The sequence below is a fragment of the Ensifer canadensis genome (assembly GCF_017488845.2).
Lineage (GTDB): Bacteria > Pseudomonadota > Alphaproteobacteria > Rhizobiales > Rhizobiaceae > Ensifer > Ensifer canadensis.
This window is the reverse complement of sequence record NZ_CP083373.1, coordinates 196482-215201: the sequence shown is the minus strand read 5'-3', so window position 1 is coordinate 215201 and position 18720 is coordinate 196482. Positions and strand designations below refer to the sequence as shown.

Below are 18720 nucleotides of genomic sequence, written 5' to 3'. Positions count from 1 at the left end.
TTGCAATCAAAGCTCGAGCAGGAGACGCTCGAAAGCCAGCATCAATGCATATCAAGGAACTTTAGGATACCCTGCGACCAGGAACGACGCTTGCACGCATCAGCGCCATCAACACCGGCCCGAGCGAAAACTCCCCTCGCCTCGCTATGTCGGTCAGATTGCGCAGACATCCGCCGGCGGAATTGATGTGCCCTGCCCTTTCGAGAATGCAGGCGGCCATTGTCGCAGCCGCATTTTCCGGCCCCATGGCCTCGCAGGCGTCCTGGTAGGGTCACCGTATCGATAGTAACCGATTCGGGATGATCATGGTCGATTGGATCCCGCATCCGATCCTCCGGGAGATTGCAACCAGCTATGTCGGAAGAGCTTGACCCATTGTCTCTCCGTGTGTGATGTGATGATCAAAGGTGTGCTCTTGGATCTCGCCGGCGTCATCTATGATGGCGAAGATGCCGTGCCTGGCGCGACTGAAGCAGTGGCGCGCCTGCACGAGGCCGGTCTCCTCGTTTGCTTTGTAAGCAACACCACCCGCTCAAACAAGCAAACCGTACTCGCCGGCTCGCCAGGCTTGGTTTTTCGGTTACGAGCGACGAACTCTTCACTCCGGCGCAGGCGGCGCGCAATTGGCTTCGCAAGCACGAGCGATCACCACATCTTCTGGTACACCCCGATCTAATTCAGGAATTCCAAGGCCTGGAAGGCAGTCGCGGGAGGGCGATCGTTGTTGGCGACGCGGGAGACGCATTCGACTACGAAGCGCTGAATGCGGCATTTCGAGAGTTGGTCGACGGAGCCGAATTGCTCGCTCTCGCAGCCAATCGGACGTTCAGGGATTCCGACGGAAAACTCAGCCTTGACGCGGGAGCGTTCGTCGCTGCACTGGAATTCGCAAGCCAAAGAGACGCCATTGTCCTTGGGAAGCCGGCTCCGGCATTCTTCCCCTCGGCACTCGCCACGATCAACTGCACGGAAGGAGAGGCCGTGATGATTGGCGACGATGCGGAAACGGACGTCGCTGGGGCCTTGAGGATCAGTTTTGCCCATGCGCTGCTGGTGCGCACCGGAAAGTATCGCCACGGCGACGAAGGCCGTTTCGAGCCTGCACCGACGGCGACACTGCGCGATATTTCCGCCGCGGTCGATTGGATTCTCGCAAAGCGCAGAGAAGCGGGGTGAGTGAAATAAGCGGGCGCGCTGCCGGACAGCGGACATCAGAGCTTGGGGTTGTGGCTACTGTTTTCCAGCATCTAACTGAAAAGATTCCAACTCCGCGGTCGCTGGTGCGCTCTGTCTGCGCCGAGAGCATCCGGGAGTGCCGCTTAGCTACCAGAGGTGCCAATGGCCAGCATGACGATCCGAAATCTCGACGATGCGCTTAAACAGCGTCTGAGGGTGCGCGCCGCCTCGCATGGTCGATCGATGGAAGACGAAGCACGCGACATTCTTCGCGCTGCGCTATCCACCGCCGGCCAGCGGCCAACCAATCTGGCGCGTGCCATTCGCGCCCGTATCGAACCCCTCGGGGGCGTAGAGCTCAAGGTACCTGCACGCGACCCGATTCGTGACGCTCCGGATTTTGGCGCGTGATTATTCTTGACACCAATGTTTTGTCGAGCTCCTGGCCCCCGTGCCCTCGCCTGCTGTTGAAGCTTGGTTAGGTGACCAACCGCCGACTTCTGTTTTCACGACTGCCGTTACCGAAGCTGAAATCCGATATGGTATTGGGTTGATGCCGGACGGGCGCAGGCGGCAGAGCCTGGAAGCGGCGATCATGCCGATATTCAGCGAAGACCTGGCCGGCCGAATTCTACCCTTCGACAGCGACGCAGCTGCCGCCTATGCGACGCTCGCCATCGCGCGACGCAAGGCTGGCCGCCCCAGCCAATTCGATGCACAATTGCCGCCATAACCCTCTCACGCGGCGCCGCACTGGCGACCCGCAATGTCGCCGACTTCGAAGCTACCGGTGTCGTAATCATCAATCCGCGGGCTATAGAAGGTAAAGGAGACCACGGTGGCAGAAGCGGCAGGCAAGTTGATCAGCGGACCTGGGTTCGTCAGCCGCCGTCGAATAGTTTGTTCGAGTGTGGTCCGGCGCGCGATGAAGTCCCCGGAACTTATGCACTGCTCGACTTGAACTACTTCTTGAAGCGAACACCCACGCCGCCACCATTTTCGGGGATGAACAGGATTCCTGCCTTTTCGAACGCCGCTATAATGCTCGTGAGATTATTGCTTATGGGCACGTGCACTCCGCGTTCAAAATCCGCAATGGTTTGACGAGATACGCTGGCCGCCTTGGCAAGTTCTGCCTGGCTCCAACCCAGCATAGCCCGCGCCCCACGGCACTGCTCGATTGAGAGAATTATGTTACTCAAGGCAAACTTTCTGATTGACTTCGTACTTTTTGTAAGAAGAATGGCCCCATCGGTCGAACAGGTGCTGGAACACCTGCTCAACCTGACCACAACCTAAGCTGTAGGGAGCTCGGATCATGGCTGATTCCGACAATAGCAGAACTTTATCTGCGGTCACGATGGAAGACTTCCCTTCCCTCGGATCGACGGCCCCTTTACCCACATATCAAGAGCTTTCCGCGACCAAGACCCCGACCTTAGGACCGTTCGATGACGATCCCGTACTCGCGGTTTGGCATCAATGGCGCATTGCGTGGCAGCGTCTGGACGAATCACAGTTGCGTCAGCAGCGACTCGAAACGTCACTCCTCTCGGTTGCCTCGGCAATCCGGGACGCATCCGGATCCGCGCCAACGGCGGCTTCGCGGGCTTACGACGAGGCCCTCGAAGCAGAGGACCGTGCGTCTATTGCAGAGGACCGAGCAGCGGAGGACTTGTGGAATACTCCGGCGCAATCTGTTTCCGGTGCAACGGCCAAGCTCCAAGCCGTTGTCACCAGGTCGCAACCATCCCCCACAAGCCAAGAAGATCCATGGCCACAAATCCGCTCCGTCATCGCCGATCTCCTGAAGATCAATAGCGCCTCGGCCGGGAGACCGGCGCATTCAGCTGTTGTCGTCCCAGCGCCTGTCGATGTTTCAGGGGGGCTGAACAGTGATGTCCCAAGTGCGCGTGTGATCCCCGGTTCGCCGTCAGTCTGACAGAAGACCGCGCGACCACGCCTTTCATGCATTTCGCCCTGGAAGCCACGCGTTGGGGAGTACTCCAACGCGGCGTTCCGACTCTATCAAGAACCAAAACAAGGAACCGCACATGAAACTGGGAAGCCTCTTTCGCCGACGCCTATTTTCGACACTTGTGATCTCGGTCATGCGCGGAAGTGCTCCGTTGACGCCGGTCCAGGCACAAGACCTCGGAGAGCTGCGGATCGCCACGTCCTAAAAGCTGATGACGCTCGATCCGCAATACGCCAATCTCAACGAGAACACCTCGCTGCTGTCGCACATCTACGAGCGGCTCGTCTATCAGGACGAGAAGCTGGAGCTGAAGCCTGGTCTTGCGACGTCCTGACGACCACTGTCTGGACACCCAGTGGGAGTTCAAGCTCCGCGACGACGTCCGCTTTCATAACGGCTCAGCGTTTACTTCTGACGCTGTCGTCTACACGATCGAGCGCATTCGGGACTTTCTCAAACCGCCCAGCGGCGGCTTTCGCTCCTATGTGAGCGCCATCAAATCGGTCTCGGCACCGGATCCCCTCACCGTCGTCATCGAGACCAATGGCGCCGTTCCCAACCTACCCCTCTTTTTCTCCTCCATGTTCGTGATGAACCGGCCCTCCGAGGGTTTTCAGACGAGGGAAGACTTGAACGCAGGTCGTAGCCCCGTTGGCACAGGACCGTACAGGCTCGAGAGCTGGAGTTCGGGCGAAACGTTGCAACTCGTGCGAAACGACAGCTACTGGGGCGGTAAGCCTGACTGGGCGAAGGTCACGTTTCGGGTGATCGAAAATCCCGCCGCGTGCGTGGCGGCGCTCAGCACTGGTGAAGTCGATGTAGCCGATGCCATTCCGGCTCGCGATGTTGCTTCCGTGAAACAGCGCAACGCGAAGGTTGCGAGTGTGGGAGCTGCCTCAACTTCGTGCAGTTCGATGTCGCACGAGAGGTGCTTTCGGTGTGACGGCTAAGTCGGGCGAGCAGATCCCCAATCCATTCAAGGACCCCTTGGTCCGGCGGGCGCTTGCGCTGGCTGTGGACCGGGGCATTCTGATCCTGGCGGGCTATGGCACGGCGGCAGCACAAGTGTTTCCCACTGGCCTGCCGGGCACGTCGGCGAAACTGCAGTCGCAGGAGCCGAACTACGACGAGGCAAAGGCGCTTCTGGCCAAGGCCGGCTTCCCTGATGGCTTCAATCTTATCCTCGCCGGACCCGCCGGTCGCTATTCCGGCGACGCCGAAAGCCTTCAGGCTGTCGCACAAAGCTGGGCCCGAATTGGCGCGTGATCGCCCAGCCGGCAGCAGCACCCTTCTCGGTGTTCAACACGAAACGGGCGGCCGGCGACTATGCCGTCTGGTACGGCGGCACCTCCGGCGAGGCGGTCGACTTCATTCTGCACGCGCTTCTGGCGTCGCCGAATCCGACGAGCGGGACCGGTGCTTTGAACTTCGGAAAGTATCGCAACGACACTTTCGACCAGATGCTTGCAAAGGCGGAGGTGGGGCCGGAGCGAAACGCGGCGCGGCTGAAGTAACCGAACTGGTGATGGCGACCAGCCGATCATCCCCCTCTACCACTTCCATCACATCGTTGGTTATGGCCCGCGGATCGGCTCCTATGTGATGCATCCGCGTGGCTGGACGATCGCGATCCAGACCCTCGCGGCGACGGAGTAAGCAACCATGGCCTGTTCTCCCTTGCATTGGGCAGGCTGTCATGGGCCTTCCTCCTTCTCCTCGTCATGTCGGTGATTTGGTTCATCGGCATCCACAGCATCGGCAATCCGGTTTTCAACATCGTCAACATCGAGACGGGCCACGCCTGAAGATATTCGCCAGGCGACGATCGCCCTCGGACTGGATCAACCGATCTGGTGCCAATATCTCGTCTTCATCGACAATGTCGTTCGCGGCAACTTCGGCACTTCCTACATCTATCATCTGCCGGCCTTTGAGCTGGTGATGAGCAAATTGCCCGCGACGCTGGAGCTCGCGAGGGTCGCGATGCTGATCGCTGCACCCTTGGAACGGCGCTCGGCCTGATCGCCGGCCGGCGGAGCGGCACCGTTTTCGACCGGACCGTGCTGAATGCGAGTGTGTCGGCGCTGAGCGTTCCGTCCTTCTGGCTCAGCATGATGCTGATCCTTATCGGAGCTGTGGTGACCGGCTGGTTTCCGTCAGGTGGCCGGGGTTCGACTTCGAACTTCCTGGGACAGGAGTGGAGCGTCCTCACGGGCGACGGGCGAAAGCTGCTTGCCGCCGTTCCGAGACTACGCATCCCGGCCACCGCTGGGGAAAGGAGCGCCGACGAGCACATTGCTTCGGAAAGCGGCGGGAACTTGCTTCTTGCGGTAAAAGGCGTCTCGAAGCAGTTCTCTCCACGAGGGTTTGCGTGGAGCTTTAACGCCAACGCGCCGACGTTTGGATTGCGAGACATAAACATTCGGCTTGCGCGCGGCACTGTCACCGGCATCGTCGGCGAGAGTGGAAGCGGCAAAACGAGGATCGGGCGCATCATCGCAAGCTTGAACAGTGCCCAAGCTGGCACGGTTACCATCGATGGAATCGAGTTTGATGTCTCGAAGAGCGGCCGCCGCAGCGGCCTGCTTGGTCGCGCAGATGATCTTCCAGGATCCCTCCGTATCCTTGAACCCCAGGATGAGCATCGACGAGACGCTTGGCGAGAGCATTCGGCTCGGCGCAAGGATAGGCCCCAGGGGAGCGCTACCCGACCTTTCGACCATGATGGATCGGCTGGGTCTTGCCCGAAGCTTGCTCAACCGCAATCCGAATCAGCTCTCCGGCGGACAAAAGCAGCGCGTTTGTATCGCCCGGGCCTTGCTGGCTAGACCTCAGATCATTGTTGCGGATGAGCCGACATCAGCGCTCGACGTGTCCGTTCAGGCCGAAATCGTCGCGCTTCTGGCGTCGCCGAGCGGGACATGACGATGATCTTCATCTCCCATGATCTGGCGGTCGTCCAGGAGGTCTGCAGCACCGTCTACATCTTCAAGGATGGTCAGGTGGAGGACTTCGGGCCCGCCGCGAAAAGTCTCTGGATGTCGCCATTGAGATTTGTCTACTAGCAGCGGCCAACCCACCGCCCCCTGGCGACAGGGGCAGGTTCTCGACACCGCTGGCGCCGGCCCCCTGGCTTGCTGACAGTAAATGCTCGCCGGTTCGACAGCTCTGGCGGGTCAGAGATCCCATGCTCTGGAAACCCTGACAGCTGTCAGGGTTTTCTGTGAAGTCATGGTACCGCTCCGTGATCATGACCGCTCCGAGAGCTAATACCTTTCGTCCTCAACAACGACATCAAAACCGGCCCCAGCGAAAATTGCCCTCGTTTTGATTTCGAAGTTAGAGCCCGCATGTATCCGCCTGCCGAGTTTATGTGCCCTGCCCGCTCGAGGATGCAGGCGATCATGACAGCCGCATTTTGCGGTCCGATCGCATCGCACGCTTCCTGATAAGCCGATGGAGTAACACCAAGCATCGACCTGACGATGACGGATGCCGACGTCAGATCCCGCCAGCTGGCTACCCGCCCATTCGGGCCGTATGCAACGATTTCAGGGCATGCCCGCAGCACCATGTCCAACGGAAACACCTTCAGCGCTATGTTAGCCGGTTCCCTGTTTTGGCAAGGCATAGCTCGCTCTTCGACATCAGAGCCCGGTTCAAGTTCATAGAGGGATTCGGTATTTGAACTCTGTTTGTGGTGCTCATTGTGATCATCATTGGCGCTCAAAAATTCCGCTTTTTGCTTTATATCCAATACGTTGAGGACTTCTTCACGCAACATTTCCATTTCCTCAAGAAGGCCATGAAGATCGGACAAGAGGGGTGCACGTGGGATTCGGCGCACGAGCTCGAGGTAAACGGCCTCCAGCTTCTGCCAGTGGCCGTCGGCCCCCTCTCCGATTGCCGCGGAGATGAGCTTGCGGACGTCACGCCGGCATATCGTGAGATCTTCCTTGGCCCTGCGGTATGCGATCCTGTCCGCGCAAACCCGCTGCGCCATCTGGGCGAGCTCCTCCGCGCGCATGAGCAGCGGCGATAAATCGAATCCAAAGGCACTCTCGACCGAGCCGCTCTTGTTTTTGCGTGCGTAGCGCTTGCCGTTGGCACTGTCCCTTCGAACAATCAGCCCAGCTTCGACGAGCAGCGCTAAGTGCCGACGAAGCGTCGCGCCCGCGATGCCGTGGGCTCTGAGGGTCAGTTGCGCGTTCGACGGAAAAACGACAAGTTGGCAACCCTGCCTTAATTCATTCTCGGGATAGAAACTGAGGAGAGCTTCCAGGACCGCCAAACTGCGATCCTGGACGCCGAGGAATTTCCGCGCCTCGGATGCATCCCGCAAGACCTTCCACTTGTCTGTCGTTTTGTCGGATCTGATTTCTTTCGTCGCTATCTGCCGGCTCACCAAGGCAAGCGTTATCGGCCGCCGCCCAAAGGGCGTCGTCACATGTCTGCTCTCCATTTTCTTTCACCTTTCAAGAGGCAAAAGAAATCCGCTCACCAAATTAACGGTGCCAAGACTCTTGACTGGGATTCGGGGAAATGCGATTCTCGAGTTGTCACACTTTGAGAGAGGCTTCCACGACGGCAACGTTTAGGGGGCCTTTTTCTTTTGCAGCGCTTCCTTTCCTGTTACGTCTCGAAAACCCTGACAGCTGTCAGGATTGCTCCTGTTCATGTTCACTGGCAAAGCGCTCAGCAAGGCTGGGCAACTCCGCCTGTAGAAACTTCAGAAACTCAGTCCCCAGCGATCCCTCGGCTGCAATTCGGACCTCTTTTGGAGACGCCACCAAGGTGGCAAGCCGCCTACCGCGTTTATCCGATATCGCCGGCGCAACCCTCCTTGGAGGGACGGGCTTGACGGTGTTCAGAAGACGCTGGAAACGCTGATCGGAGGTTTCAGTCGCGTCTAATTTCTCCACCAGCACAGCCCGGAGTGTTTCGATGGCTGTCGGGACGTCGCTAACTGTCTTGGCAAGTTCGAGCCAACGTGGCCGTCCGATCTTTGGGGCACGGCCGATAGCCTCGATGATATCGGCAGGAACGACCCTGTATACGTTTCGCATTCTCGCCAATTCGGCGTCTTCTATCGCCAGAGCAGCGTAGATATAGCGCGGTTTGATCCCTGCCTGGTCCATCCGCGATGCAAACAACGCCCGCTCGATCCAGGTGAGATCCTGGCGGTTCGCATTTTCTATGCCTTGTGCGAGGACAAGGTCGAGATCCGAAATTTCGACTTCGAGGGCCAGTACGGGCCTCCCAAGCTGTCGAGCAGCAAGCCAACGTCGATGGCCGTAGACAATCTGAAAGCGATTGGGACTGGAGGGATGCTTGCGGACCTGAACCGGAACCTTCTGTCCCTCGGTTTCGATCGAGCGCTTAAATGCCTCGAAGTTCGCCCCATTATCATCAGTCAGTCTGTCCGGGTACGGGGAGGGATCAACGAGTGAGGGATCCAAGTGCCGAACAGCGGCTGCACCCGACTCAATGAGGGCTCTCAGCCGGTCTCGTTCTGATCGGATGTCGTCGATTGCACGGTGCGCCGCGGCGACGACACCGGCTCCGACACGATTACCGCCTGACGGCACCGGGGTAGCCGGCTTTTGCTCGACCAATTCGGTTTCCAGCTCCGATGATAGCAGCCCAAAACTGGCGACGATTGATTTGCGAGGAGATTTGCTCATGTCCGTCCCCAGCTGTCATTGATCAAGCGAACGATTGCCTCATTTACTGCGTCAACAGCTTCACGGGCACGCTTTTGCGTATCGCGACCAATCTGTCCCATCTCGAGTTCATAGAGGGAGCGCTTTGCAAGCCCGGCGGCCTCAACCGCGGTACTCTCAATAGCGGTTGGCAACAGCACGTCGGAGCCGAACAGGTGCCTCAGCATCGCGACGACCTGGGACTGCGGGGCGTCATTGGGGTCATGCCGTGTTATCAGGTATCGAATGAAATCCTGATCCAGCTGGGCTCCGCTCTCGTTCAGAACGCTGATGAGATCGCCCATCATCAGAAGGAACTGGTTCATTGATGCGACATCGAGCATGGCTGGATGGACAGTTATGATCATGCTGGTCGCGGCGTATATCGCGCTCAGCGTGAGAAACCCGAGCGACGGCGGCGTATCCAGAATAACGACGTCGTAATCTGCCTCGACCTCGGAGAGTGCAAGCTTCAATCGCTCGAAGAAGATGGCGCCAGAACCCGATTTGTTTGCCAGAACGCGGGGTGTCTCGTGCTCATACTCCATGACCTCCAGGTTTCCCGGGATCAGGTCGATGCCATCGAAGTATGACTTGCGGATAATATCGCGGATTGGCCGACGTTCGGCCTCATCATAGCGAAGTGCGGCGTAAATTGTTTCGTTTGGCCCCACATCGACCTCCGGCTGCGCGCCGAACATGGCCGACAGGGACGCCTGAGGGTCCAGGTCGAGTGCAAGGACGCGGTAGCCGTGGAGAGCCAGATAATGACATAGGTGGACGCAGGTCGTCGTCTTTGCGCTGCCGCCTTTGAAGTTGGCAATCGCAACAACTTGGAGATGCTCCCCGCCACGGCGGCGTGGGAGGAACCGCAAGGCCTCCGCCGGCTTCTGCTTGGCGAACAATTCCCGCAGCTCGTTGATCTGGGACAGCGTGTAAACGCGATGATTGTTCTCGAGCCGATTGGGCACCGGTCCACGTCCTTCGGTGGACAGGAGCTTGAGGGTGGAATCGGGTATGGACGTCAGTTTCGACACTTCATTGGTGAGGAACGAACGCAGGGCCTTTTCCGACTTTGGCGGATACATGCGAGTTCTGAGCTGCTGCAATTGCCCGGACAGAATCCCGGCATGCCGCATGATTTTGTCGGCGGCATCTTCCTTGGTGCCCACGACGGGTTCTACTCGGTTTGCTATCGCCATTTTTACCTCTTGGCGGCCTTCGGTCGGTTTGAAGGCCGTTACCCGCCAAGGATAGACATGTTTCTCCGAGGCGGTCCAGAAGTTTAGGGTTAACAAAAGGTTAACGACACCGGCCTTCTGGCGCAGGACTGCAGGTGGACTTTCTGGTCTTTCCCTAATCTTTTCCGTTTGTTAGCGCGAAGACGCTGCCAATTGTTCTACTGTGAATCATGCACGAGCGAAGGTCATCATCGAGGAGCGACAGAGATCTCTTCGCACCGCTTTGGGACCCGAACACCTGTTTGGAGCCTGTATAGTCCAACCACAGCGCAGCGATTCTATTTCATGCTCATCTCCACCGCGATTTCCGTAGCCCAGAAAGGCACGCGGGTCGTGGCGATTTCGGAAGAGCAGGGCACGTCCAAACAACAACTCCTCGACGCCCATCATAGGCTTCGAGCTAAGGTGTTCTCGGGCAGACTAGGTTGGGAAGTCGCTGTCACCGATGGTCGGGAAACCGACGCATTCGACGCACTTCAACCTGACTATATCCTTGCGCTGTCGACGAGTGGCGAGGTTGCAGGATGCGCTGGACTTCTACCCGCGCTTGGGGCCATCGCTTCTGCCAAGCGGGAGGTCGGACGCCCACCCTTTCATGGTCGAGAGCTCGCGTTTCTGCGTCGACGCTCCCCCGGCGGAGGGAAGAGGGGCGTCCACGGGGCAACCCGCAGGCATCATCGAGTGGTTCGTGGCCAATGTTACATCGAAATCGCCACCGTGACCGATCTTCGTTTCGAGCGCCTTCTTGCGCGTGTTGGATGGCCATTACATCGCTTGGACGGGCCCATCAGTGAAACGATGGCGGTCGCCGGGATACTGTCCACCAATGTCGAAGCTCCGTCCTTCTGGATACCGTTCTAAACTGCCACCCCAGCAGATAGCATAAGGAGAAATGCGTGATCCCGCTTCGCGCTCATCCCGCTTGGCCCCGAACTGTTCATCGAGCGCTTCGGTCACGCATTGCACTGGCGGGCTATCGTCAAGGCTGGTCTGAGATACGAAACAGGGTGCTCCCCCCGGGGGGGCCTGATCAACACCCGGAAACAGCGGAATTACATCTCGAAACATTGCCGTTTTGCGACCGTCGAGAGAGACGAGGTAAGCCGCAGTTTTCGAGCGAAGGGATCGTCGCGGACCGGCAGGTTGGCCCGGCGGATTCGGCATTTCGTCAGTTCTCCACGGATGGCGTTTCGTCGGCCGGTCCTCCCCGTTCCAGAACGGCCATGGTGAAGCGAGCGGGCCGATTGCCCGCTGCGGCATAGGAGTGTTCCTGATCCGTGACCAGCCGGGCACCTTCCCCAGCATTCAGGATCAAGGTTTCAGCACCGACGCGAACGCTGAGGCTGCCTTCAGCAACGGAAATCAGCTCGCGTGTATCCGGGCTGTGTGCATCGGCTCGATACTCCTCGCCCGGCATAATGGTCCACGACCACAACTCGAACATGGTCCGGCCGGTCGTGGACACCTGAAGCTGTGCCTGGCTGCCATTGGTGCTGCTCCACAGTATCTTTGGTGTGGTGCGCTCAAGCGGACTATCGGGCGCGTCATTTACCAGATTGCTCAGGAGATCGGAGACAGAGAGTGAAAAGGCCGCAGCCAGCCGACACAAGACGCCGATACTGGGGTTCGCCTTGCCTTTTTCGAGTGCCACCACGGTGCCTTTGGAGAGGCCGGTGAGCTTGGCGAGTGCGTCGAGGCTCAGCGTCCGCTCATGCCGGAGATTCTGGATTCGGCTCGCAAGCACCGAGCCGAGCTGTTGTTCCGTCTCAGCCACCATCATCATATCGGTCATTATATTGACTTTCACTCCTCATGCCTTATACAGTCACTATAATGACCGGCGTCGCAATCTTCAACTTCGCCGTCGAGATCCAACATGGAGGTTCGTGGATGCGTATCGAGACAAAGGCAATCCATATCGGCCGCAGCGTCGATCCGGCGACCGGCGCTGTTTCGCTCCCCCTGCACACGAGTACGACCTTTCAACGCGGCGCTGACGGTACGTTTCCCTCCGGCTTTGAATACATCCGGGATGCGAACCCGACGCGCAACGCCTTCGAGGCTGCGATGGCCTCGCTCGAAGGCGGGAGCGCGGCTCTGGCCTTTTCGTCTGGCATGGCGGCGATCACCGCCGTGTTCGAGGGGCATGCCACCGGTGGCCGTATCATCGTTCCGGACGATATGTATTTTGGTATCCGCTCGCTCATTGACGAGACGGACATCGGCAAGCGTTTTGAATTCAAGCCGGTCGATATGCGCGATCTCGATGCCTTGCGTGTCGCGGTCACGGTAGCGCCGACAGGGCTTGTTTGGATCGAAACTCCGTCAAATCCGCTGATCCGTATTGTCGATATCCAGGCGGCATGTGCGATCGCGCACGAGGGCGGCGCGCTTGCCGTAGTGGACAACACATGGGCGACACCGGTGCTTCAGCGTCCGCTTGAACTGGGCGCGGATGCCGTCATGCACTCGGCGACAAAATATATTGGCGGGCACTCCGATCTCATGGCGGGTGTCGTCGTCGTTCCCGAGGGATCGCCCCTGGAGCGACCGTTGCGCATGATCCAGCGACACAAGGGAAGTGTGGCTGCGGCCTTCGACTGCTGGTTGGCTCTGCGGGGTTTGCAGACCTTGCCCATCCGAATGCGGGCACATTGCCAGGGCGCGCAGAAGATAGCGGAAGCGTTGGTTGCTCATCCAGATGTCGAGAAGGTGCTATTTCCTGGCCTGCATGACGATCCGGGCCATGGGCTCGCGCAGCAGCAAATGAGCGGCTACGGCGCAATGCTGTCCTTCGTTATTCGGGGTGGGGCCGAGGCCGCAATGGTGGTCGCCGGTCGGCTCAAGCTCGTGACGCGGGCCACAAGCCTCGGCGGGACACACACGCTCATCGAGCATCGCGCATCCGTCGAAGGCCCGAAAACAATGGCCCCGGCGGGACTGCTCCGCCTGTCGGTCGGGCTGGAGCATCCTCAGGACATCATCGACGATCTGATACAAGCTCTGAAGGGCCTTGGCTGAATCCGCCGATGCCTTATTGCGTCCCGGACTGATATTCAGGCCGATAGTAACAAAGATAAATCATCTGCAGTACGGAATTTGCCATGCGCATGTATCAGGTCGACGCTTTCACCGACCGCCTCTTCGCGGGGAACCCCGCGGCCGTTCTTGTGCTTGACGACTGGCTACCGGATGAACTGATGCTGGCGATTACACAGGAGAACAACCTGGCTGAGACGGCGTTCGTCAAAGCCCGCCCCGATGGGGCGTGGGATCTGCGCTGGTTTGCCCCGGCTCATGAGGTCGATTTCTGCGGGCACGCCACCCTTGCGACAGCGCATATTCTGTTCACCAAGGCAAAGGCGGACACACAGCTCGTCTTCCACACCCGGGTCGGAGAACTGCGTGTATCGAGGGAGCCGGGCGGATACCGGGTCGACATTCCGTGTCTGACGCCCGAGGACATCGGCACTCTGCCGCCGGAAATAGCAGGGATTTTCGCTGAACCGCCCGTCCGCATCTTCCGCAATTTCGAGAACATCTTTGCCGATCTCGGCAGCGCCGATGCCGTGCGCGGTTTCGTTCCCGACCTTGCAGCCATTGCCAACCTCGGCCCTGTCGGCCTTGTTGTGACGGGGCAGAAAGCCGAGGGCGCAAAGGCGGATTTCGTGTCGCGCTACTTCGCCCCCGGCGCGGGCATACCCGAAGACCCGGTTACGGGGTCAATCCACGCTACGCTCGTGCCCTATTGGGTTGCGCGATTGGGCCACGACAAGCTCATGGCCTATCAGGCGTCGGCACGCGGCGGATGGCTAGACTGCGAACTTACCAATGACCGCGTTAATCTTCGCGGCAACGCTGTGACCTTCATGGAAGCCACGCTTTCTCTGCCCAACATATCGATTGGCGCGCATATCGAGAAGGCAGACGCATGAAATTCGATACTTCGATGAAGACCGGCACCTTCGTTACCTTCCCGGGACAAGGCGGACCAACCCGCCGATCTAGGGCAGGTCATCTTTGCGGATGGGAAGTCGTTGAGATTGCAGATGCCTGGACAGGCTTGGTCGATACTGACGCCGGCGTGCTTTTGATTGGGGAGGAAGCCAAAACCGTCAGGAAGGGGGAGGGCGAATGGCAGGGCGTGGTCATATATCGTTCAGTCAGATCGCGACCTCGGCGCCTATATCAGTGAGGAAGTACGCTTCGCGGCTGAACCGCGCAGACGTAAGCCACTTTCGGTCACACATACGGCGGCGCATCTTGCCGCGTTGGCACTGAATGCGGCTTCAGTTCCGTTCTGGACCAAGGACTTTGCGGAACTCGATGGGTTTGGGCGGCCGAATCTCGACAAGGCGGCAATAGAGAATTCCTCGATCGAACCGGCTATATCCACGGATCTAACCGGCGCGCCGCCGAGGCTGGCCTTTGGGCCAAAGGCGAGTTCGTTTCCAGCAATACCGTGCCGGCCGCACCGAAGGCGCCAGGGCAACGACCGCTCAAAGCGGGAGAGATCGAACTGGATATGAGCTTCGATCACAGGTAGTCCCAACGGGCGAATTGCAAAAGTTTTCAACCTAGAGAATGCTGAGCTTCACTCTCAGGAGGCAAGCTGGTGGGTTGGACAGGCTTTATCACATCGATTTGCGTCATTGCCGTGCTGTGGGCCAGCCTGCTTACAACGACGTCCATCTCTCGAAACGACCAATTTTTGCTGGGAACCGCTTTGTTGGTCGCCACGTGGGTGTGGGTCTACTGGCACCGCAAGTTCAGCTTTCCCTTTTTTCGGTGGGTCAGCGGAGGTACCTGTGTAGCTGCAATGGCGATCGGCGCTTTCGCCCTCCTTTATAAAGACGGCGACCTCGGTTGGATTGCTGGATACTTGTTCATCGCAAGCATCGTATCAGCGGTCATCACCAAGGTGGCTGACGACACACCCTTCCCACCAAAAGTGCGTAAAGCCAGCCGCGCGCCCCAGCCCAGCAGGCGCGTGCAGAGGCAAGTATTGGTCACTTGCACCACCTGTGGCGGCAGTGTTCTTTACGGTGACTGCCCTACCTGCAGCAATGTTCGGTGGTGGTACGAACTCCGCTACGTAGACGAATAGCGCCGCGCCGGGCTTCGCAGACAAGTGCGACAGACGCTCACATCAAACGGATACCGCCGCGCATGCAGCGTCAAAGCGGATAATTGCGAGGAACAAATCGCGAATTGCACGGCTTGCACGTGCACAATCCGTGCAGTCGGTCGTTTTCTCTGTCCCACCAGGCGTGACCTGAGCCCGCGCCTCTTCCTCGCTGGGTTGCCAGTCACCACGAAACTCAGCTCGGCCACCTGAATATCGCGCGCCAAAGACATAGAATCCTGCTCTCCACTGCAGTTCCTCGGGCTCACGCGGGCCTATGTCTCCTCCTCCGCGCAATAGTGTTGCTATTTCAGTGTTCAACATCCCTGCCAGGCTCTGGCTGGACGATCCCGACTGAATTTCGTTAACTTTCTCCTTTGCAAAATTTTCCATCTCCTCGATTGCGAGTTTCATCAGCTGCATGTGGCCTTTGACGCGATCCACAAAGAGCTGGCGCGATCCGGCATGGGATCCGCCGTTGGCCCTGGAGGCGGCTTCTTTCTTAGCGTTTTAGCCATGACGCATTAACGCACGACAGGCGGAAAACGTCTAAGCTGCAAAGATCCCAAGCAAAGCGCCCTAAGGAACCATTTTCCTCACTCAAGGTTATTTAACCAATATCTAATTTAGTGAGGTCGAAATGAACGTGGTACGTGAACTTCTAATAAGCACCGGTCTGGCCGTGGTGTCGGCAGGTTTCTTAACAATAGCCGTCCCGGCGCAAGGGCAAATCACTGAGCGCTCCATTTTCCCGGGTCAGTGTAGCGCGCTTGGAGCGGCCAACATCATCAATGATGGCGGAGGAGAAAAATGTCAGCCGATCCCGGCGATAAACGCAATCGCAACATCGAATGGTAACACGGGTCGGACCCGCACCAGTCCGGGCGGCGGCGGTGCCGGCGGTCCGGGTACTAGCGGTGGTGATTCCGGCCAAGGCGGTGGCGGCGATCCTGGTACTCGCGGCGGTGATTCCGGCCACGGCGGTGGTGGAGATCCTGGCACTGGCGGCGGTGATTCCGGCCACGGCGGTGGTGGAGATCCTGGTACTGGCGGTGGTGATTCCGGCCAAGGCGGTGGCGGCGATCCTGGTACTCGCGGCGGTGATTCCGGCCACGGCGGTGGTGGAGATCCTGGCAATGGCGGCGGTGATTCCGGCCACGGCGGTGGTGGAGATCCTGGTACTCGCGGCGGTGATTCCGGCTTCGGGGGTGGCGGCGATCATGGCAATGGCGGCGGTGATTCCGGCTTCGGCGGCGGCGGCGATCCTGGCAATAGCGGTGGTGATTCCGGCTTCGGCGGTGGCGGCGATACTAACAATGGCTCCACGGGTGATTAACTAGATAGCAATCAGAAACTCACGCCCTGGGCGACGGGTTTGAAGGCGCTCCGTCACTACAAAAACAATGCGCCTGATTGCCTCGGCGAAACTCGCGCGGAGAGCCATCGCCGCAATACCGGTGACCCCGAGCGCACCGACCCATCAGCTTCCAACGCTTCACGTCATCGGTGAACGGTTTCATCTCCGCAACGTCGGCAACAATCGTTGCCGTTGACGTTTGGAGATGACCAACGCGACCGACAAGCTCATCCATGCGGCGATGCACGCCCGCGCGACTTTCGGCCGCCTTATCCTCGGCAGACGCCGCCAGCGCAAAGGCCGACCCATTCGAGAGGGCAGGCCGAACCTTGCCCGAAGCCGAGAAATGCTCGCCAGCGCGAAATGTGCTGAAAAAACGGCCTCTTCAAAAAAGATGAAAAGGCCAGCTTTCAGAAACATGATGGAGTGCCACCAAAACCATTGAACACGCCGATGTTCCGATGACGCACCTTTTGGGGTGGGGAGAAGCCTTGAGCGGTCGCTACGGCGCCATCGCAAGCGCAACTAACCATGCGGCCAGAGCCACCAGGAACCAAAGCCTTGCCTGTCTGTATCGCCGGCGGCGCGCACCTTCCCAATCGTAGGACATGATGTTCTCCTGTAACGCGGCGGGAGAATGCCTCAATCTAAACGAGAAAAAAAGATCAGAAGCCATGCTGCGTGTGGATTGTTGTCTCGCTAAACGTAAAAGACGCTTTCTTATCGCCAGGCCGCTGCGTCGAAAGCGCCAATTGGGATTTTCAGATGCGGCCTGCCGTCGCTTCCGGGCTCGGGAAGGCGGCCCGCGCGAAGATTGACCTGAAGGGCGTGAAGGATGAGCTTCGGCAAAGGTAGCTGGGCGTCCTTTTCGACGCGAAGTTTAACGAAGTCTTCAAGCGAAAAACCATCGAGATGAATGTTGGTCCGCTTTTGCTCCGCCACCGTGCTTTCCCACCGGGGAGCGCGCCCGTGGGCCTGGTAATCGTGCCCGGTAAACACCCGCGAAGCCTCTGGAAGAGCTAGGATTCGTTGGATCGACTGCCATAGGGAGCTCGCATCTCCACCTGGAAAATCGGTGCGAGCCGTGCCGCTATCGGGCATCAGAATGGTGTCGTGAACAAAAACGGCATCACCAATGATATAGGTGACGGAGGCTGGGGTGTGACCTGGCGAATAAAGGACCCTGGCATCGATCGAGCCGACATTGAAGGTTTCGCCGTCCGCAAACAACCGGTTCCAATGCGACCCGTCGGCAGACAGGTCCGGCCACTCGTAAATAGTTCTCCAGATTTTCTGAACCTCGACGATCCGATCGCCGATCGCGATTGGGGCGCCAGTCTGCCCTGCGAGGTAATAGGCGGCCGAGAAATGATCGGCGTGGGGATGAGTGTCGAGGATCCACTCGACCGAGAGCGCGTTTTCGTTGACGTATTGGAGGATCGCATTGGCATTCATCGCGCCGATTGCGCCTGCCTTTTCATCATAGTCGAGGACGGGGTCGATGATGGCGCAGCTGCCCGTCTCAGGGTCGGACACAACGTACTGGATGCTGCAAGTGCGCTCGTCGAAAAAGCCCCTGACGTTGGGTCGCTGCGCAAAATGGTTCTCCAACCAAGCGGTAGCTTCGGTCAGGTCAAAACCATGCAGATGGCCGAATTCCTGGACCTCGGAGCGACGCATGCGGCCGGCGAGGACCTCGCCGATCGCGTACAGATGGAGGGCACGCCTTCCTGACTTACAATGTGCCACGACCGGTCCCTCGGCTTCATCAAGAGCTTCTTGAAATGCGGCAACCTCGGATTCTGTTACCGTGGGGAGGGTCACGGGGATGAAGGTGTAGGACATCCGAGCTTTCTTCGCCGCGGCGGCTTCCTGCTCGCTGCCCGGCTGCTCCTCGTCCTCTCCATCGGGCCGCACATTGATCAGCCCGGTAAAGCCCTGATCTGCAAACGACTGGAACTCGTCCGTCGCGGGCTGAGCCATGATGCTGAGCTTTTCATTGACCTTGGTAATGATCATGAGGTCCTCCTGGAATCCGATACAAACTGAACGCCGCCAGGGCTTGTGTGTTCCTCGGTCGCTCCAGGGTTGCCATCCGTGGCAGCCGAGCCAAAGTCCGGAGGCCCAGAAATACGGTCCAA

The 18720-nt window shown here is 58.8% G+C and carries 18 protein-coding genes and 7 pseudogenes; 16 read left to right on the top strand and 9 right to left on the bottom strand.

The annotated features are described in order from the left end of the window. Positions 1–61: 61 nt before the first annotated feature. Positions 62–268 (bottom strand): annotated as a pseudogene (repC, locus tag J3R84_RS30705) (replication initiation protein RepC); the annotation flags it as partial. A 129-nt stretch (positions 269–397) separates the two neighbouring features. Between repC (J3R84_RS30705) and J3R84_RS38915 the strand changes: the two are divergent. The 4 genes and pseudogenes from J3R84_RS38915 to J3R84_RS30690 form a co-directional block, all read left to right on the top strand. Further along, positions 398–493, top strand: a pseudogene (locus tag J3R84_RS38915) (TIGR01458 family HAD-type hydrolase); the annotation flags it as partial. Positions 494–507: 14 nt separating this feature from the next. Continuing rightward, positions 508–1176, top strand: a complete 669-nt coding sequence (locus J3R84_RS30700; protein ID WP_309239271.1) for a TIGR01458 family HAD-type hydrolase — start codon at positions 508–510, stop codon at positions 1174–1176. Between the two features lie 162 nt (positions 1177–1338). Beyond that, positions 1339–1587 (top strand): FitA-like ribbon-helix-helix domain-containing protein, encoded by a 249-nt coding sequence (locus J3R84_RS30695; protein ID WP_203529901.1) that lies wholly within the window; start codon positions 1339–1341, stop codon positions 1585–1587. Next, a pseudogene (locus tag J3R84_RS30690) lies at positions 1584–1986 on the top strand (type II toxin-antitoxin system VapC family toxin); the annotation flags it as partial. The gene J3R84_RS30695 and the pseudogene J3R84_RS30690, both read left to right, overlap by 4 nt. A gap of 152 nt (positions 1987–2138) precedes the next feature. On the opposite strand, the gene J3R84_RS30685 reads toward J3R84_RS30690, so the two are convergent. Beyond that, complete coding sequence (locus J3R84_RS30685) at positions 2139–2330, bottom strand: helix-turn-helix transcriptional regulator (RefSeq protein ID WP_057224935.1); 192 nt, start codon at positions 2328–2330, stop codon at positions 2139–2141. Between the two features lie 164 nt (positions 2331–2494). On the opposite strand from J3R84_RS30685, the gene J3R84_RS30680 reads away from it, so the two are divergent. From J3R84_RS30680 to J3R84_RS38900, 6 genes and pseudogenes are all read left to right on the top strand, one after another. Further along, on the top strand, positions 2495–3118 hold the full coding sequence (locus J3R84_RS30680; protein ID WP_225906542.1) for a hypothetical protein: 624 nt from the start codon (positions 2495–2497) through the stop codon (positions 3116–3118). 112 nt (positions 3119–3230) lie between these two features. Then, a pseudogene (locus tag J3R84_RS30675) lies at positions 3231–4810 on the top strand (ABC transporter substrate-binding protein). Positions 4811–4875: 65 nt separating this feature from the next. Continuing rightward, a pseudogene (locus J3R84_RS30670) lies at positions 4876–5376 on the top strand (ABC transporter permease); the annotation flags it as partial. 96 nt (positions 5377–5472) lie between these two features. Next, a pseudogene (locus J3R84_RS38910) lies at positions 5473–5778 on the top strand (ATP-binding cassette domain-containing protein); the annotation flags it as partial. A gap of 13 nt (positions 5779–5791) precedes the next feature. Further along, entirely contained in the window at positions 5792–6079 is a 288-nt protein-coding gene (locus tag J3R84_RS38905) for an ATP-binding cassette domain-containing protein (RefSeq protein WP_203529916.1), read from the top strand. Continuing rightward, positions 6076–6219, top strand: a complete 144-nt coding sequence (locus tag J3R84_RS38900) for a hypothetical protein (protein ID WP_203529915.1) — start codon at positions 6076–6078, stop codon at positions 6217–6219. Before J3R84_RS38905 ends, J3R84_RS38900 begins: the two co-directional genes overlap by 4 nt. 164 nt (positions 6220–6383) lie before the next feature. Here J3R84_RS38900 and repC (J3R84_RS30650) read toward each other — a convergent pair whose 3' ends face one another. The 3 genes from repC (J3R84_RS30650) to repA form a co-directional block, all read right to left on the bottom strand. Then, positions 6384–7616, bottom strand: a complete 1233-nt coding sequence (gene repC, locus J3R84_RS30650) for a plasmid replication protein RepC (protein ID WP_203529900.1) — start codon at positions 7614–7616, stop codon at positions 6384–6386. Between the two features lie 196 nt (positions 7617–7812). Further along, positions 7813–8838, bottom strand: a complete 1026-nt coding sequence (repB, locus tag J3R84_RS30645; RefSeq protein WP_203529899.1) for a plasmid partitioning protein RepB — start codon at positions 8836–8838, stop codon at positions 7813–7815. Then, the gene (gene repA / locus J3R84_RS30640) at positions 8835–10058 is read right to left on the bottom strand and encodes a plasmid partitioning protein RepA (protein ID WP_203529898.1); all 1224 of its coding nucleotides are present in this window, start codon (positions 10056–10058) and stop codon (positions 8835–8837) included. Before repA ends, repB begins: the two co-directional genes overlap by 4 nt. Positions 10059–10382: 324 nt before the next feature. On the opposite strand from repA, the pseudogene J3R84_RS30635 reads away from it, so the two are divergent. After that, positions 10383–10983, top strand: a pseudogene (locus J3R84_RS30635) (acyl-homoserine-lactone synthase). A gap of 282 nt (positions 10984–11265) precedes the next feature. On the opposite strand, the gene J3R84_RS30630 reads toward J3R84_RS30635, so the two are convergent. Continuing rightward, positions 11266–11889 carry a helix-turn-helix domain-containing protein gene (locus J3R84_RS30630; protein ID WP_057220401.1) on the bottom strand — a complete coding sequence of 208 codons (624 nt, stop codon included), beginning with the start codon at positions 11887–11889 and terminating at the stop codon, positions 11266–11268. 98 nt (positions 11890–11987) lie between these two features. Here J3R84_RS30630 and J3R84_RS30625 point away from each other — a divergent pair, with 98 nt between their 5' ends. The 3 genes from J3R84_RS30625 to J3R84_RS30615 all read left to right on the top strand — a co-directional run bounded on the left by J3R84_RS30625 (position 11988) and on the right by J3R84_RS30615 (position 15204). Beyond that, positions 11988–13118, top strand: a complete 1131-nt coding sequence (locus J3R84_RS30625) for a trans-sulfuration enzyme family protein (RefSeq protein WP_203529897.1) — start codon at positions 11988–11990, stop codon at positions 13116–13118. Between the two features lie 83 nt (positions 13119–13201). Beyond that, positions 13202–14032, top strand: coding sequence for a PhzF family phenazine biosynthesis protein (locus J3R84_RS30620; protein WP_203529896.1), 831 nt, complete (start codon positions 13202–13204; stop codon positions 14030–14032). Between the two features lie 680 nt (positions 14033–14712). Then, a complete protein-coding gene (locus tag J3R84_RS30615) occupies positions 14713–15204 on the top strand; it encodes a hypothetical protein (protein ID WP_203529895.1) in 492 nt (163 codons plus the stop codon). Positions 15205–15246: 42 nt separating this feature from the next. Here J3R84_RS30615 and J3R84_RS30610 read toward each other — a convergent pair whose 3' ends face one another. Further along, the gene (locus tag J3R84_RS30610) at positions 15247–15645 is read right to left on the bottom strand and encodes a hypothetical protein (protein WP_203529894.1); all 399 of its coding nucleotides are present in this window, start codon (positions 15643–15645) and stop codon (positions 15247–15249) included. A gap of 494 nt (positions 15646–16139) precedes the next feature. Between J3R84_RS30610 and J3R84_RS30605 the strand changes: the two genes are divergently transcribed. Further along, positions 16140–16562 (top strand): hypothetical protein, encoded by a 423-nt coding sequence (locus J3R84_RS30605; RefSeq protein ID WP_207932904.1) that lies wholly within the window; start codon positions 16140–16142, stop codon positions 16560–16562. Positions 16563–16577: 15 nt separating this feature from the next. Here J3R84_RS30605 and J3R84_RS38895 read toward each other — a convergent pair whose 3' ends face one another. Next, the gene (locus tag J3R84_RS38895; protein WP_354006124.1) at positions 16578–16814 is read right to left on the bottom strand and encodes a DUF1515 family protein; all 237 of its coding nucleotides are present in this window, start codon (positions 16812–16814) and stop codon (positions 16578–16580) included. On the opposite strand from J3R84_RS38895, the gene J3R84_RS30600 reads away from it, so the two are divergent. Next, a complete protein-coding gene (locus tag J3R84_RS30600; RefSeq protein WP_171521223.1) occupies positions 16785–17024 on the top strand; it encodes a hypothetical protein in 240 nt (79 codons plus the stop codon). The genes J3R84_RS38895 and J3R84_RS30600 overlap by 30 nt on opposite strands. Positions 17025–17299: 275 nt before the next feature. Here the strand turns inward: J3R84_RS30600 and blh are convergent, their stop codons facing one another. Further along, positions 17300–18598: a bifunctional sulfur transferase/dioxygenase Blh gene (gene blh / locus J3R84_RS30595; RefSeq protein ID WP_203530085.1), complete on the bottom strand. Its 1299-nt coding sequence runs from the start codon at positions 18596–18598 to the stop codon at positions 17300–17302. Between the last annotated feature and the right edge of the window lie 122 nt (positions 18599–18720).

Bases quoted from the DNA above. Each gene is read 5' to 3' on its own strand.
- J3R84_RS38895 (WP_354006124.1), bottom strand. From the start codon at position 16,814: ATGGATGAGCTTGTCGGTCGCGTTGGTCATCTCCAAACGTCAACGGCA.
- J3R84_RS38900 (WP_203529915.1), top strand. From the start codon at position 6,076: ATGACGATGATCTTCATCTCCCATGATCTGGCGGTCGTCCAGGAGGTC.
- J3R84_RS38905 (WP_203529916.1), top strand. From the start codon at position 5,792: ATGAGCATCGACGAGACGCTTGGCGAGAGCATTCGGCTCGGCGCAAGG.
- blh (WP_203530085.1), bottom strand. From the start codon at position 18,598: ATGATCATTACCAAGGTCAATGAAAAGCTCAGCATCATGGCTCAGCCC.
- repB (WP_203529899.1), bottom strand. From the start codon at position 8,838: ATGAGCAAATCTCCTCGCAAATCAATCGTCGCCAGTTTTGGGCTGCTA.
- J3R84_RS30695 (WP_203529901.1), top strand. From the start codon at position 1,339: ATGGCCAGCATGACGATCCGAAATCTCGACGATGCGCTTAAACAGCGT.
- J3R84_RS30685 (WP_057224935.1), bottom strand. From the start codon at position 2,330: ATGCTGGGTTGGAGCCAGGCAGAACTTGCCAAGGCGGCCAGCGTATCT.
- J3R84_RS30610 (WP_203529894.1), bottom strand. From the start codon at position 15,645: ATGCAGCTGATGAAACTCGCAATCGAGGAGATGGAAAATTTTGCAAAG.
- J3R84_RS30625 (WP_203529897.1), top strand. From the start codon at position 11,988: ATGCGTATCGAGACAAAGGCAATCCATATCGGCCGCAGCGTCGATCCG.
- repA (WP_203529898.1), bottom strand. From the start codon at position 10,058: ATGGCGATAGCAAACCGAGTAGAACCCGTCGTGGGCACCAAGGAAGAT.
- repC (WP_203529900.1), bottom strand. From the start codon at position 7,616: ATGGAGAGCAGACATGTGACGACGCCCTTTGGGCGGCGGCCGATAACG.
- J3R84_RS30630 (WP_057220401.1), bottom strand. From the start codon at position 11,889: ATGACCGATATGATGATGGTGGCTGAGACGGAACAACAGCTCGGCTCG.
- J3R84_RS30600 (WP_171521223.1), top strand. From the start codon at position 16,785: ATGACCAACGCGACCGACAAGCTCATCCATGCGGCGATGCACGCCCGC.
- J3R84_RS30620 (WP_203529896.1), top strand. From the start codon at position 13,202: ATGCGCATGTATCAGGTCGACGCTTTCACCGACCGCCTCTTCGCGGGG.
- J3R84_RS30680 (WP_225906542.1), top strand. From the start codon at position 2,495: ATGGCTGATTCCGACAATAGCAGAACTTTATCTGCGGTCACGATGGAA.